This is a genomic window from Brachybacterium nesterenkovii, from assembly GCF_900163655.1.
Lineage (GTDB): Bacteria > Actinomycetota > Actinomycetes > Actinomycetales > Dermabacteraceae > Brachybacterium > Brachybacterium nesterenkovii.
Genome location: NZ_FWFG01000068.1, coordinates 59,014 through 72,999 on the forward strand (window position 1 = coordinate 59,014; position 13,986 = coordinate 72,999).

Annotated in this window: 13 protein-coding genes; 10 read left to right on the plus strand and 3 right to left on the minus strand. The window is 69.6% G+C overall.

The window, feature by feature from the left end:
* Positions 1-14: 14 nt before the first annotated feature.
* The gene (locus FM110_RS07925; protein ID WP_087104226.1) at positions 15-1,619 is read right to left on the minus strand and encodes an ABC transporter substrate-binding protein; all 1,605 of its coding nucleotides are present in this window, start codon (positions 1,617-1,619) and stop codon (positions 15-17) included.
* A 163-nt stretch (positions 1,620-1,782) separates the two neighbouring features.
* Here FM110_RS07925 and FM110_RS07930 point away from each other — a divergent pair, with 163 nt between their 5' ends.
* Entirely contained in the window at positions 1,783-2,559 is a 777-nt protein-coding gene (locus FM110_RS07930; protein ID WP_087104227.1) for a FadR/GntR family transcriptional regulator, read from the plus strand.
* 20 nt (positions 2,560-2,579) lie between these two features.
* Here FM110_RS07930 and FM110_RS07935 read toward each other — a convergent pair whose 3' ends face one another.
* Complete coding sequence (locus FM110_RS07935) at positions 2,580-3,563, minus strand: quinone oxidoreductase family protein (protein ID WP_087104228.1); 984 nt, start codon at positions 3,561-3,563, stop codon at positions 2,580-2,582.
* Positions 3,564-3,617: 54 nt separating this feature from the next.
* On the opposite strand from FM110_RS07935, the gene FM110_RS07940 reads away from it, so the two are divergent.
* The 5 genes from FM110_RS07940 to FM110_RS07960 all read left to right on the plus strand — a co-directional run bounded on the left by FM110_RS07940 (position 3,618) and on the right by FM110_RS07960 (position 7,773).
* On the plus strand, positions 3,618-4,922 hold the full coding sequence (locus tag FM110_RS07940; protein WP_087104229.1) for a molybdopterin molybdotransferase MoeA: 1,305 nt from the start codon (positions 3,618-3,620) through the stop codon (positions 4,920-4,922).
* 76 nt (positions 4,923-4,998) lie between these two features.
* A complete protein-coding gene (locus tag FM110_RS07945) occupies positions 4,999-5,331 on the plus strand; it encodes a DUF6457 domain-containing protein (protein ID WP_087104230.1) in 333 nt (110 codons plus the stop codon).
* A gap of 117 nt (positions 5,332-5,448) precedes the next feature.
* On the plus strand, positions 5,449-6,246 hold the full coding sequence (locus tag FM110_RS07950; RefSeq protein WP_087104231.1) for a helix-turn-helix domain-containing protein: 798 nt from the start codon (positions 5,449-5,451) through the stop codon (positions 6,244-6,246).
* Between the two features lie 10 nt (positions 6,247-6,256).
* Complete coding sequence (locus tag FM110_RS07955; protein ID WP_010534680.1) at positions 6,257-6,643, plus strand: VOC family protein; 387 nt, start codon at positions 6,257-6,259, stop codon at positions 6,641-6,643.
* Between the two features lie 143 nt (positions 6,644-6,786).
* A complete protein-coding gene (locus tag FM110_RS07960) occupies positions 6,787-7,773 on the plus strand; it encodes an IS481 family transposase (protein WP_087104232.1) in 987 nt (328 codons plus the stop codon).
* On the opposite strand, the gene FM110_RS07965 is transcribed toward FM110_RS07960, so the two are convergent.
* Positions 7,770-8,090, minus strand: a complete 321-nt coding sequence (locus tag FM110_RS07965) for a hypothetical protein (RefSeq protein ID WP_087104233.1) — start codon at positions 8,088-8,090, stop codon at positions 7,770-7,772. The two genes, FM110_RS07960 and FM110_RS07965, sit on opposite strands and share 4 nt — an antisense overlap.
* Before the next feature lie 215 nt (positions 8,091-8,305).
* On the opposite strand from FM110_RS07965, the gene FM110_RS07970 reads away from it, so the two are divergent.
* From FM110_RS07970 to FM110_RS07985, 4 genes are all read left to right on the plus strand, one after another.
* Positions 8,306-9,298: an ABC transporter permease gene (locus tag FM110_RS07970; RefSeq protein WP_200810197.1), complete on the plus strand. Its 993-nt coding sequence runs from the start codon at positions 8,306-8,308 to the stop codon at positions 9,296-9,298.
* A gap of 4 nt (positions 9,299-9,302) precedes the next feature.
* Positions 9,303-10,310 carry an ABC transporter permease gene (locus FM110_RS07975; protein ID WP_087104234.1) on the plus strand — a complete coding sequence of 336 codons (1,008 nt, stop codon included), beginning with the start codon at positions 9,303-9,305 and terminating at the stop codon, positions 10,308-10,310.
* Positions 10,311-10,320: 10 nt separating this feature from the next.
* Positions 10,321-12,111, plus strand: a complete 1,791-nt coding sequence (locus FM110_RS07980; protein WP_087104235.1) for an ABC transporter ATP-binding protein — start codon at positions 10,321-10,323, stop codon at positions 12,109-12,111.
* Between the two features lie 96 nt (positions 12,112-12,207).
* The gene (locus FM110_RS07985; RefSeq protein WP_087104327.1) at positions 12,208-13,950 is read left to right on the plus strand and encodes an ABC transporter family substrate-binding protein; all 1,743 of its coding nucleotides are present in this window, start codon (positions 12,208-12,210) and stop codon (positions 13,948-13,950) included.
* The last annotated feature ends 36 nt before the right edge of the window (positions 13,951-13,986 follow it).

Genomic DNA, 13,986 nt, shown 5'->3' on the forward strand with positions numbered 1-13,986 from the left:
GGGGCGGCGCGGGGTCACTTCGTGGTGCCGACGTTCAGGAAGCTGAGGCCGGTCACGGAGATGGGCTTGAAGTCGACCAGCGAGGTCGAGTCGAAGGCCGTGGGCGACTTGCGATGGAACAGCGGGTACAGCGGCACGGTCTCGGAGGCGAGGTCGAACAGCTTCTTCCACGCGGCCTTCTGGTCGGCCTCCTCGACGGCGGACTGCGATGTCGCCAGCAGCTCCTGCATCTGGTCGTAGGAGTCCTGGCCCTTCCAGTGCATGCGCTTGTCCGTCCAGGTATCGGTCGCGTACCACCAGCGCAGCAGCAGGTCGGGGTCGTTGCCGAACACTGACGGATCGCCGGGCGCGATGACGACGTCGAAGGCCTCGGGCTTGCCGTCGATCGTGTTGTAGACGTCCGCGGACTTCTTCTGCTCGAAGGCGACCTCGATGCCTGCGGCCTGGAGGGACTCCTGGATCACCGGGGTGACCTTCTGGACCCAGTCGTGGTCGGTGCACAGCAGGCGGAAGGAGGTCAGCCCGGTCTCGCCGAACAGCGACGTGGCCTTCTCGACGTCGTGCGCGTACACGGTCGAGGCCTTCTGGTAGTCCGGGTGGTCCTTCTGGACGAAGCTCGTGGCGGCCTCGGCCTGGCCGAGCATGCCGGTCTCGATGACCTTGTCCATGTCGATCGCGTAGAGGAACGCCTGACGGTTGCGGACGTCGGAGAACGGGTTGCCGTCGGCGCAGTTGAACATCGAGAACAGCAGACCGAAGCCCTGGACGGACTCGACGGTGCCGCCGCTCTTGAGCTGGTCGATCGAGAGGTAGGGCACCGAGTCGATGGCCTGGACGGTCTTGGACTGCAGCGCGTTGGTGCGAGTCGAGGCGTCGGGGATGATCTGCCAGGTCATCGTCTTGGCCTTGGCGGGGATGGGGCCGGTGTAGTCGTCGAAGCGCTCGAAGACGATCTGCTTGGAGGCCGCGCCGGAGTCGGTCATCCTCCACGGGCCGGAGCCGATGGGGGCGGCGTCGAAGGCCTTGGCGTCTTTCTCGACGGCGGCCTTCGGGACGATCTTGACGGTGGCCAGGCGCTCGGCGAGCACGCCGGTGGGGGTCGAGAGCGTGAGGGTGACGGTGGTGTCGTCCTTCTTCGCGACCTCCGAGATGAACGGGATGAACGAGGCGTAGAGCGATGCGTTGGCCGGGTCCATGACGCGCTGGAAGGAGAAGACGACGTCGTCGGCGGTGACGGGGGAGCCGTCGTGGAAGACGGCGCCGTCGCGCAGGGCGACGTCGACGCTCGTGGAGTCTCCTGTCGGGAGCTCCTTCGCGAGCGCCGCGTACACCTGGCGGGTGGCCGGGTCGATCTCGGTCAGGCCCTCCATGGTGTGCCAGTTCGCGGCGACCGTGAGGGCGGCGCTCGTGGTCATGGGGTCGTAGCCGTTGGTGCCGAGCTCGTACGAGATGGCGGCGGTGATGGTGCCGTCCTTCTTGGCGTCGCCGCTCGGCGCGGGGGTGGAGCCGTCGGAGCCCGGGCTCTTGGGGGCGCAGGCGGAGACGGCGGTGATGATGCCGGCCGCGCTCGCGCTCAGCAGGAGGGTTCGACGGGAGAGGCGGGAAGCGTTGCTGGTCACCGGAGTGGTCCCTTCGTGGTCGCCGATCTGCGTTGATCGAGTGGACGAGCCGGGCCGGATCCACCGGCGCACGGCATCAGACGTCAGACGTCTGATGTCCTGTATGCTACACGAAGATCGAGGGTCGTCAAAAGGCACGGCTCGTCATCGGAGGGAGATCCGCATGAACGCGGAGCGCATCTCGGGCCCGCGCGGCGGCGCGGCCGCCCGATCCATCCAGGAGCTGATCCTGGCCGAGGACCTCCGGCCGGGCGATCCGCTCCCCACCGAGAGCGAGCTGTGCGAGCGCCTCGGGGTCTCGCGCTCCTCGGTGCGCGAGGCCGTGCGCACGCTGTCCTCCCTCGACATCGTCGAGGTGCGCCACGGGCACGGGACGTTCGTCGGTCGCCTGTCCCTCGCCCCGCTCGTCGACGGCCTGCTGTTCCGCGCCCGCCTCGGTGCGGCCGACGACACGCGGGTGCTGCGCGAGGTGGTGCAGATGCGCATCGGCCTGGACCTGTCGGTCGCCGAGGAGCTCGTCGCTGCCTACCGCGGCACCGACAACCCCGATCTGCGCAGCCTCGTCGAGGACATGCGCACCTGCGCGGCCCGCGGCGAGTCCTTCGCCGTCGCCGACCGCGCCTTCCACGAGTCCCTGCTCCGGCCGGTCGACAACGAGCTCATCCGCGAGCTCGTCTCCGCCTTCTGGGAGGTCCACACCGGGGCGCTGCCGCTGCTGGGCATCGCCCCCGATGCGGACATCCTCGACACCGTCGACGCGCACCAGGCGATGGTCGACGCCCTCGAGGCGGGGGACGTCGCCGGGTATCGCGAGGCCGTGATGGAGCACTATGCGCCGCTGCTGCGCGTGCTCGCGCGCGGGGCGGCCGCGGGCGCCGACGCAGGTGCTGGCACGGGCGTCGACGCCGACGCAGGCGCGGCGGAGCTGCGGGCCCGCTGACTCGTTGCGCTGACCCGCCGTCAGCGCAGATCCACCAGCAGCTTCCCGCGGGTGTGGCCCGTCTCGAGCTGCTCGTGGCCGCGGGCGACGTCGTCCAGCGGGAGGATCTCCCCGACCTCGAGCGGGAGGGTGCCGTCGGCCCAGGCCGCTGCGAGGCGGTCCAGGCGCTCCCGGCTCGGCGCCAGAGAGGGGATGCGCGCGTCGATGCCGCGCGCGGTCGCGGGGGAGAGGTCCGCCAGCGACGGCAGGACGACGATGCGCCCGCCCTCGGCCAGGTGGTCCAGGCTGGGCGCGAAGGTCGTGAAGTAGTGGGTGTCGAGGATGACGTCGACGCCGCGGCCCTCGGTCGCCTCATCGATCGCCGCCTCCCAGTCGGTCTCGTCGTAGGCGATCGGCGCACCGCCCAGCTCGGCGATGCGCCCCGCATTGGCGGCGCGGCCCGTCGCCCACACGCGCGAGGCCCCGGCCTGCAGGGCGAGCGGGATCAGCAGCTGGCCGACGCCGCCGGTGCCGCCGTGGATCAGCACCGTGTCGCCCTCGCCGATCCGGGCGTCCTCGATGGTCACGAGCGCCGTCACCCCGGCCAGGGCGAGGCCGCCGGCGGCCAGGGGATCGGCCGTCGAGCTCTCCGGGACGGGAGCGAGCGCCGCGGCCGGCATCGCGATCACCTCGGCGTACGTGCCGCGCGGGTCGTCGAGGCCGCGGACGCCGAACACCTGCGCCCCGATCGGCATGCCGAGGGCATCGAGGTCGACGTCCTCAGCCGCGCCCAGGACCGTCCCGGTCATCTCGCGGCCCAGCACGGCGGGCAGCGTCAGGAGCTTCGCCTTGCCGGACGATCCGTCGCGCATCTTGTAGTCCAGCGGGTTCAGGCCCGCGGCGAGCACGCGCACGAGCACCTCACCGGGTCCGGCCGTCGGCGCGGGGATCTCCTCGACGCGCAGCTCCTCGGGGCCGCCGAAGGCGTGGATGCGGGCAGCGCGGATGGTGGTGGGAACAGACATGGCAGGAACCTCCGTCGACGGGTGGTGCCAGCGTAACCAGGGGACAATGGACGGATGAACCGCTCCCACGACGACGCCGCGACGGCCGCTGTCGCGCCCGATCCCGACGTCGCGACCTGGCGCGAGCACGTCCGCTGCGTGGTCGCCGCCTGCGCGGACGTCGCGACCGAGACGCTCTCGCCCTCGCTCGCGCTCGGGCGCCGCCTCGCCGCCCCCGTCATCGCCGCCGAGGACCTCCCGCCCGGACCCGTGAGCGCGATGGACGGCTTCGCCCTGCGCCTCGCGGATCTGCCGGAGGATGCCGACTCCCCGCTTCCCGTCGTGACGGACCTTCCGGCGGCGCGCGGAGGCGTCCCGGAGCTCGCCGTCGGGACCGCCGCGCGCATCATGACCGGCGCGCCCGTCCCCGCGGGCGCGGACACCGTGATCGAGGTCGAACGCACCGACGCCGACCCCCACGCGCGGGCGCCCCGCTCGGTCCGCGTGCTCGACCGCGAGCGCCTCGCGGCAGGCCGCCACATCCGGCCCGCCGGGGACGAGGTTCCCCGTGGGAGCGTTCTCGCTGAGCCCGATGACGTGATCGGCCCCGGCCTGCTCGCCCTGCTGACCACCCTCGGGGTGCGCGCCGTCGACGTGCGCCGCCCCCTGCGCGCGGGCGTCCTGGTGACCGGGGACGAGCTCGTCGACCACGACGATGCGGAGGCCGCCGCCGAGGTCGGGGCCGTCCGCGAGTCCAACGGGACGATGCTCGCGGCCGCCCTCGCCGACCACGGCGCCGCGACCGAGGTGATCCGCTGCGGGGATGATCCCGCGGCCTTCTGCGCCCAGCTCGACGCCCTCGCCGCGCGCTGCGATCTGGTGCTCACCAGCGGCGGTATCGGCCACGGCGCCTACGACGTCGTCAAGGCGGCGCTCGGCCCGCGGGGCCGCGGCACCTCGGACTTCGCGCACGTGCATCTGCGCCCCGGCGGGCCCCAAGGGGTGGGGCTCGTCGACGTCGAGGGCCGCGGCGTCCCCGTCATCCACCTGCCCGGCACCCCGGTCGGCGCGCTCGTCGGCTTCCACCTGTTCGTGCGCCCGCTGCTGACGGGCGGGGACGCGACGGCCGCCGCGCCGGTGCGCGCGATGATCGTCGCCGCCCCCGCGGACTTGGTCGCGGGGACCGCGCGCTCCTCGGGGCGCGGGCACGGCGCCCTGCGCGTCGGCCCCGGGCGCCTGACGCGCACCGCCGACGGGGACCTCGCCGTGGAGATCGTGCCCGGGCACCGACTGGCGCCCTACGGCCGTGCCGACTGCCTCGTGCTCATGGAGGGGCCCCGCGCGGGCGTCGGAGATGCGGTGCGGGTCCTCCCGTTGTGAACGGGTCCTCCCGGTATGAACCGGTGCCGTGCGGGAATGCGGCCTCGGACCGGCCCGCGCCGGATAGCCTGGACCCATGCCCCGCAAAGACGATCCGGTCACGATGGCCACGCTGCGCTCGTTCAACGCCGCCATGAGCGCGCACCTGGGGATGCCCCAGGAGGTCGACGACGAGGTCACGGAGATGTACCTCGCGCTGACCGGGGCCGTCGCCAGCGAGATCGTCCGTCCCGCCGCACCGTTCGCGGGCCTCTTCGCCGGCTGGCTCGTGGGCAGCGGGAAGGCCGAGTCCCTCGAAGATGCCGCCGTGATGGTCGCCGAGGCCATGCGGAGCGTGGAGTTCGAGCGGCCTGCGGAGGGCGAAGGCCCAGCGGAGAATGAAGGGCCTGCGGAGGGCGAGGAGCGCTAGATGTACTGCCCGGAGACGTTGATCGAGCCGCCACGGCCCTGGCGGTCGTGTAGCGACACCACAGTGGTCGTCAGACAAGTGACTGTTTCTGGGCCGGGGCTTCCCTAGGGTGGGTGCATGCCCGTCTGGCAGCCAGCTATCCCGCAAGGGTTGCGCCCCCATCTCCTTTCCTGGGTGGGGTACGAATTCACCAGTACCGACACCGTCCACCACGGGGTTCCCTCGATGGGCGTCACGGTGGTGCTGTCGCTCGCAGAGCCCATCGACTGTGGCTGGCTTCATGGCGACGCGCGGCATCTCTGTGACCTACTAGTCTCCGGCCTGCACACCACTCCGGCTCTGATCCAGTCGAGGGGACGCCAGCAGGGCCTCGAATTGTCGCTCCACCCGCTCTCGACCCGTCGGCTTCTCGGGCTGCCGGCCGGGGAACTGGCCGGCTCGATGGTTGATGTGAATGATCTCTCGTGGCCCAGGCGCCTGCTCGACCAGCTGCGGCAGTCAACGTGGCCACGACGGTTCCACCTCTTGGCGGCATTCCTCACCAAGAGGCTGGAGCAGCATCCTCATGCACCGCGCGCAGACCTGGTCGAGGCACTCGCGCGGATCCATCGGACCCGAGGCACGATCCCCATCTCCGGCCTGGCTCAGGACGTTGGCCTGTCCAGACGGCGGCTCTCAAGCCTGTTCGACCTCGAGACCGGTCTCTCGCCCAAGCAGGTGGCGCGCATCGCTCGCTTCACCCACGCCAAAGACTTGGTCCAGCGTGGCGCCCAGCCCTCGGACGTCGCGGCGATGGCCGGCTACAGCGACCAACCGCACCTGTGCCGGGAATGGAAGTCGATGACTGGATGGACGCTGCGCCAGTCGAAGGGCGATTTCCCATTGCTTCAAGACACCGACATGCTTCCGGCGTGAGGCTAGAGCCATGACGACACCACAGCTGTTCCACTGCCTGCGCTATACAGACGCCGATCGAGGCATCGACTTTCTCCAAGCCATCGGCTTCACCACCGCCATGATCGTGCGGGATCCTGATGACGCGACCTTGGTGGCCCATGCGCAACTTGCCTGGCGCGACAACGGGGGCATCATGCTCGGCTCTGTTCGGGACGATGACCCGCATTACGGGCCGGGGATCTGCAACCTGGTGGTCGCCAGTGATGAGGACGTGGACAGCCTCTTCGCCGCAGCCCTGGCACACGGCGCGACCACCGTCACGGAGCCCAACGACGCCCCCCACGGAGGGCGCAACGCATGTGTCGCTGACTTCGATGGCCACTGGTGGAACCTCGACTCCTACCCGGGAGCCTGAGCCGGGGAACACCCCTCGACACCGTCGTGTGCCACGGCTCACGAGTTCGTGCACATCTCAATGAGCCCTGACCCACACAATCTCGCCGCCCGCGGCGGCAACTGGCCTTCCTGGGCGGCGCATGCCCACAGGAAGGCCTTGTCATGTCCCACGCGAACGCCGCTCTCACCCCTCGCCACCGCCTGATCGTCGGCCGCTTGGTCGTCGATGACGGCTGGCCGATCAGCGAGGTCGCCGCCAGGTTCCAGGTCTCCTGGCCCACGGTGAAGCGCTGGGCCGACCGCTACCGCACCGGCGAGCCAATGCAGGACAGGTCATCCAGGCCGCATCACTCACCGAACAAGACCAACCAGCAGACTGCCAGGCGCTGCGTCCGTCTTCGCCTGCGACTACGGGAGGGGCCGGTGCAGTTGGCCAGCCGACTTGGGATAGCCCCGTCCACGGTCCACCGCATCCTTACAGACGTGCACTTGAACCGGCTGTCGCACGTCGACCGCGCCACGGGAGAACCGGTGCGCCGTTACGAGCACGATCACCCAGGGTCGATGCTGCACGTCGACGTGAAGAAGCTCGGCAACATTCCCGACGGCGGAGGATGGCGCTACGTCGGGCGGCGACAGGGCGACAAGAACCGGGCCGCTACACCCGACAAGCCGAAGAACAAGCACTACGACCCGTTGATGGGCAAGGCTTACGTCCATACCGTCATCGACGACCACTCCCGCGTCGCCTATGCCGAGATCCACGACGACGAAACCGCCCGCACTGCCACCGCCGTGCTGGTCCGAGCCGTCGAGTGGTTCAACGCCCGCGGCGTCACCGTCGAGCGGGTCCTGTCCGACAACGGCGGCGCGTACCGCTCACACCTGTGGCGCGACACCTGCGCCGAACTCGGTATCCGGCACAAGCGCACCCGGCCCTACAGGCCGCAGACCAACGGGAAAATCGAGCGCTTCCACCGCACCCTGGCCGACGGATGGGCTTACGCCCGCTGCTACACCTCCGAAGCCGAACGACGGGGCGAGCTGGACGACTGGCTGCACTACTACAACCATCACCGGCCGCACACGGCCTGCGGGAACCTCCCGCCCTTCTCGCGATTGATCAACGTCTCCGGGCAGTACAGCTAGAGCCCCTCGCGGCCCTGCGCCGACTGCTCGAGCCGTCGCGTCTGCTCGCGGCGCGCTCGCGTCGCCTCGCGGTACGTCTGCCGAGTGCGCAGCAGATCCCGTGCGCGCTCGACGCCGAACAGCAGACAGGCCCCGATCGCCGTCCCCAGGGCGAAGGCCGACAGTGATGCGCTGTAGCTCCAGCCGCCCGCGATGACGAGGGCGAGCGCCGCCACGACGACGGGCCAGCGGCCGATGCCGCGATGCCCCAGGAGGTCTGACGCCGCGACGGCCGCGAGCACGCCGAGGGCCACGAGCGCCAGATGCAGGAAGGTCACGATTTGATGTTATCTGGGGCCCGCGGGCCCATGTGGCCGATCTCGCTCCCGACCGCGGGCTAGAGTTGCCGCAACGCGAGAGATCCTCGCCGCACACCTCAATGGCCTGCACGGATGCGCATCCGCCCAGGCACGAGCGCCCCACCGGGCGCCTACGATCCGCCCCGCGCGGCGGTCGGACGGAAGGATAAACGGAATGACGCGACGGGGCCGCCGTGCTTAGGTTCACCCTCCTCCGGATCCTGAACTACGTGCTCCTGGCCTTCGTCGCCACGAGCATCACGTATCTCCTGGCGGCCTCGCTGATGCACCCGCAGGAGGTGCTGTACCCGCCGATCGCGACCAAGCCCGTCCCGCCCGCGACGGCGCACGCGTACCTCGAGGCCCGCAACATCAACCCGGACACGCCGCTGTTCGCCCGCTACGCCCGCTGGCTCGGCGACCTGCTCCATGGGAACCTCGGCGTGACGTCGGGCACCGATCGTGCGATGACCCCGGTCCTCGACGTCCTCGCCGCCCGGGTCCCGCTCAGCCTCCGCCTCGTCGTCCTCGGGACGCTGCTGGGCGTCGTCCTCGGGATCGTCGTCGGCATGATCAGCGCCGTGCGCCGCAACTCCATCGGGGACGTGGCCGCGACCGGCTCCTCCTTCGTGCTGCTCTCCCTGCCCACCGTCGTCGTGGTCCTGCTGGTCCAGCAGATCAACCAGATCGTCATCAACACGACGGGGTTCGGCCTGCCGCCCACGGGGGCGACCAACCCTGCGCTCCCCGACGGGTCCACGGAGCAGCTCGTGTACCACCTGCAGGCGCTCGTGATGCCCACGATCGTGCTCGCGCTGTTCGGCATGGCGTCCTACTCGCGCTACATGAAGGTCACCACGCTGGACGTGCTGGGCAGCGACTACCTCCGCACCGCCCGCGCCAAGGGCCTCACCCGGCAGCTGGCGATGCGCCGCCACGGCCTGCGCATGGCGCTCATCCCGATGGGCCAGTACTTCGCCTTCGCCGTCGGCGCCGCGTTCACCGGCTCGCTGTTCGTCGAGCTGATGTTCAACTGGCACGGGATCGGCAAGTTCACGGTCCACGCGCTCAACAGCGCCGACGTCAACGGCACCGCCGGTGTCGTGCTCTACGCGGCCATCCTGACCCTGCTCTCGGCCACCTTCGCCGACATCCTGCAGGGCATCCTCGACCCCAGGATCCGGTGACCCCATGACCACCCCCGGAGATCTTCGCGGCGTCACCGAGGCCGCCGCCACCGCCGAGCCGCTCGTGGCCGACGATCCCGTCCCGGAGCTCGACGCGAGTACCGAGGCGGCGCTGCAGGCGGGCATCGACCCCGCCGAGCGCATCGCGTCCATGAGCCGGACGGAGCTGCTGCGGCGGCGCTTCCTGCGCAATCCCATGGCCTGGGCCGGTATGGTCATCTTCGGCATCCTCGTGGTCCTCGCGATCGTGATGCCGATGATCTACCCGCACGAGCCCTACTCGCTCGACCTGCGGGCGGATGTGAACACGCCGACGGCGGATCATTGGTTCGGCCTGACCAACAACGGCTGGGACACCTTCTCCCGGTGCATGCACGGTCTGCGCGTTTCCCTCGTGATCGGCATCGGCACCGCGGTCCTCACCTCGATCATCGCGATCCTGGTGGGCACGGTCGCGGGCTATGTCGGCGGCAAGGGGAAGCTCGGCGCCCTCGTCGACTCCGGCCTCGTGAACCTCATCAACCTGTTCCTGGTGATCCCGTCGCTGCTGCTGCTCATGCTGTTCGGACCGATCCTGCAGCAGGCCAGCTGGCTGTGGATGATCCCCCTGCTCGCGATCTTCTCGTGGATGCTGACCGCCCGCGTCCTGCGCGCGATGACCCAGCAGCTCGTGCGCACCGAGTACGTCGAGGCCGCGCGCTTCATGGGCGTGAACCCCGTCGTGATCGTGGTGCGGCATATCATCCCGAACATCGCCTCGTGGATCATCATCGACACCACCCTCGGCGTCTCCGCCGCGGTGCTCGGGGAGACAGGGCTGTCCTTCATCGGCTTCGGCATCGAGCGCCCGCAGGTCTCGCTGGGGACCGTGCTGAGCAACTACGAGCTCGCGAACCCGTGGACCTGGGTCCCGGCGGCCGTGATCCTCGCGGCGCTCGTCATCTCGATCAACCTGATGGGCGAAGCGCTGCGCGATGCCCTCGATCCGACCAGCGGCTCGAGCCGTGTCTGAGGTGCCACAGATGACGCAGAACCACCTGAGCGCGACGGCGTCGCCCGCACCCCTGCTGTCGGTCCGCGACCTCTCGGTCACGTTCCCGTCGGAGGCCGGCATCGTCCGCGCCGTCCAGAACCTCTCCTACGACGTCCACCCGGGCGAGGCGCTCGCCATCGTCGGCGAGTCCGGCTCGGGCAAGTCCGTCAGCTCGCTGGCCGTCATGGGCCTGCTGCCGCGCAGCGCGAGCATCTCGGGCGCCGTCACGTTCGCCGGGGAGGACATGCTGCACCGCTCGGACAGGGAGCTGTCGGCCCTGCGCGGGGAGCGGATCTCGATGATCTTCCAGGACCCGCTGTCGGCGCTGACCCCCGTGTTCACCGTGGGCGACCAGGTGGGCGAGGTGATCCGCATCCACCATCCCGAGATCCCGCAGGATAAGGTCCGCGCCCGCACCCTCGAGCTGCTCGAGGCCGTCGGGATCCCCGAGCCGCAGCGTCGCGCCAAGCAGTACCCGCACGAGTTCTCCGGCGGCATGCGCCAAAGGGCCGTGATCGCCATGGCGATCGCCAACGAGCCCGAGCTGATCATCGCCGACGAGCCCACCACGGCCCTCGACGTGACGATCCAGGCCCAGGTCATGGAGCTGCTGAAGGTGGCCCAGGACATGCTCTCGGCCGCGACGATCCTCATCACCCATGACCTCGGCGTGGTCGCGGGCTTCGCGGACCGCGTCCTCGTGATGCAGAACGCCCGCGAGGTCGAGTCCGGCCCGGTCGACGACGTCTTCTACCGCCCGCAGCAGGACTACACGAAGCGGCTCCTCGCGGCGATCCCGCGGATCGACGCCCCTGAGGTCCCGCCGGAGGACCTGCTCGATGAGGGCGTCGACATCCCGGCCCCGCCGGAGGACTCGGAGTTGGCCGCCGAGCCGATCACCGCGATCCCCGTCGACGAGCGGCCCGTCGTGCTCGAGGTCCGCGACCTCGAGCGCGTGTACCCGATCGTCAAGGGCGCCGTGGTGCGGCGCAAGGTGGGCGAGCAGCGCGCGGTCGACGGCCTGTCGATGACGATCCGCCAGGGGGAGTGCGTGGCGCTCGTCGGCGAGTCCGGGTGCGGCAAGACCACGACGCTCATGGAGATCATGCAGCTGCGGCGACCCCAGGGCGGCAGCATCGGCATCGGCGGCAAGGACACCTCGACGCTCACGCGCGCCGAGCGGGCCGCGATGCGCTCCGACGTGACCATGGTCTTCCAGGACCCGATGGCCTCCCTCGACCCGCGCATGCCGATCGGCGACATCCTGCGCGAGCCCATGCGCGTGCAGAAGTACACGGCGGACCGGATGGACGAGCGCGTCGACTGGCTGCTGCGGACCGTCGGTCTGCTGCCCGAGCACGCGATGCGCTACCCGACGGAGTTCTCCGGCGGGCAGCGCCAGCGCATCGGCGTGGCCCGCGCGCTGGCGTGCGACCCCAAGCTGATCGTCCTCGACGAGCCCACTTCGGCGCTCGACGTGACGATCCAGGCGGGCGTGCTGACCCTGTTGCAGGAGCTCAAGGAGACCCTCGGCGTCAGCTACCTGTTCGTGTCCCACGACCTCTCGGTGGTCCACCACATCTCCGACCGCATCAACGTGATGCACAAGGGGAGGATCGTCGAGTCCGGCCCCACGGCGGAGGTCTTCGCCGATCCGCAGCACGAGTACACCAGGCAGCTGCTCCAGGCCGTCCCCATCCCCGACCCCGAGGTGGAGCGCACGCGCCGCCGGGTGAAGCTCGAGGAGAGCTCGCTCGCGGCGCTGGCCGACTCCGCCTGACCGTTACCCCCTCCCCGCGGTCGGATGCCGCGCGGAGGCACACCCCCAGGTGCCGCCGAAGACGAGCTCGTCGGCACCACGATGAAGGAGAACACCATGAGGATCACTCGACGCACCGTCCTCGGCGCCTCGGCCGCCGGCGCCGTCTCGGCGCTGGCCCTGTCCGCCTGCTCGAAGCAGGGCACCGGAACCGGCGGTGCCGGTGGCTCCGGTGCCTCCGACGACGGCGGCGCGATCGACGCGAGCAAGAACCAGGTCAACGCCAAGGAGCGCTCCGAGCTCGGCGAGGGCGGCGTGCTGCGCCTCACGAACAATGCCTTCCCGGCCAACTGGAATGTCATGCACACCGATGGCAACGTGGAGAACACGATCAACATCATGGAGGCCGTGTCCCCCGGGATGTACTCGCTGAACCTCTACACGCCCGAGGGCGAGATCGTGCTCAACGAGTCGTTCGCCAAGCGCATCGAGCTGGTCTCCGAGGACCCGCAGGTCATGGAGATCGAGCTCAATGAGGGCATGAAGTGGTCCGACGGCACGCCGATCGACTACAAGTCGATCGCCAACACCTTCAACACCCTCAACGGCTCCAACGAGGAGTTCCAGGTCGCCTCCTCCGAGGGCTTCAACAAGGTCGAGAAGGTCGAGCCGGGAGCCAATGACCTCACCGCGAAGATCACCTTCAAGGAGAAGTACGCCGACTACAAGGGACTCGCTGCAGTCATGCCCGATGCTCTCGTGGCCTCGCCGGACGCGTTCAACACGAGCTTCGTCGACGGTCCGATGATCACCGCCGGCCCGTACAAGATCGAGAATATCGACGCGACCAACAAGACGGTCTCGATCGTCCCCGACGAGAACTGGTGGGGCGAGAAGGCCCTGTTCAAGCAGGTCATCTGGACCACCATCGAGGAGCCCGACGCCGTCGCCACCGCCTACCAGGCCGGCCAGCTGGACTCGGTCGAGGCCAACGTCCCGGCCATCTACGAGCCGCTGAAGGACTCCGTGGGCAACGGCACCTCGCTGCTCAAGGCCGCGGCCCCGAGCTGGACGCACATCACCCTCAACGGCGCCGAGGGCCGCCCGCTCGCGGACGTCAAGGTGCGCCAGGCCGTCGCGCTCGCGATCAGCCGCGAGGACTGCTTCCTCTCGGTCAACAAGGCGATGCCCTACCCCAAGGATCGCAAGGACCAGAACAACCACATCCTGATGACCACCCAGAAGGGGTACAAGGACAACGCGGGCAAGTTCGCCAAGCAGGATCCTGATGCGGCCAAGAAGCTGCTCGAGGAGGCCGGCTACACGATCGAGGGCGAGCAGGCCATGAAGGACGGCAAGCAGCTCGAGGTCACCTACGTCTACAACGACGGCTCCAAGATCAACGAGGCCGTCGTGGCCGTCGTCGAGGAGAACCTCAAGGCCGTGGGCATCAAGCTCAACGTGCAGAAGGTGCCGCCGACGGACCTGTTCTCCAAGTACGTCATCCCCGGTCAGTTCGACCTCACCCTGTTCGGCTGGAACGGCAACCCGTTCCTGTCCTCGGGCGACGCGATCTGGAAGAGCGACGGCGAGCAGAACTTCGGCAAGGTCGGCGACCCCGAGGTCGACAAGCTGGTCGACGCCGCGGCCGTCGAGCTCGACGAGGCCAAGCGCATCGACCTCATCAACCAGTACGACGCGAAGCTGTGGGAGCTCGCCGGGACCATCCCGCTGTGGCAGGCCTACGACTTCTACATCCAGACGGACGACCTCGCCAACCTCGGCGCCAACGGCATGGCGACCATCGCCGACTGGACCAAGATCGGCTACGTGAAGGGCTCCAAGAAGCTCGAGGGCTGATCCGTACCGGTCCGGCCAGGACCGAGTCCTAGAGTG

Coding starts and splice junctions, on each gene's coding strand:
- FM110_RS07950 (WP_087104231.1), top strand. CDS start 5,449: ATGCCCGTCTGGCAGCCAGCTATCCCGCAAGGGTTGCGCCCCCATCTC.
- FM110_RS07960 (WP_087104232.1), top strand. CDS start 6,787: ATGTCCCACGCGAACGCCGCTCTCACCCCTCGCCACCGCCTGATCGTC.
- FM110_RS07940 (WP_087104229.1), top strand. CDS start 3,618: ATGAACCGCTCCCACGACGACGCCGCGACGGCCGCTGTCGCGCCCGAT.
- FM110_RS07945 (WP_087104230.1), top strand. CDS start 4,999: ATGCCCCGCAAAGACGATCCGGTCACGATGGCCACGCTGCGCTCGTTC.
- FM110_RS07980 (WP_087104235.1), top strand. CDS start 10,321: ATGACGCAGAACCACCTGAGCGCGACGGCGTCGCCCGCACCCCTGCTG.
- FM110_RS07930 (WP_087104227.1), top strand. CDS start 1,783: ATGAACGCGGAGCGCATCTCGGGCCCGCGCGGCGGCGCGGCCGCCCGA.
- FM110_RS07955 (WP_010534680.1), top strand. CDS start 6,257: ATGACGACACCACAGCTGTTCCACTGCCTGCGCTATACAGACGCCGAT.
- FM110_RS07935 (WP_087104228.1), bottom strand. CDS start 3,563: ATGTCTGTTCCCACCACCATCCGCGCTGCCCGCATCCACGCCTTCGGC.
- FM110_RS07985 (WP_087104327.1), top strand. CDS start 12,208: ATGAGGATCACTCGACGCACCGTCCTCGGCGCCTCGGCCGCCGGCGCC.
- FM110_RS07975 (WP_087104234.1), top strand. CDS start 9,303: ATGACCACCCCCGGAGATCTTCGCGGCGTCACCGAGGCCGCCGCCACC.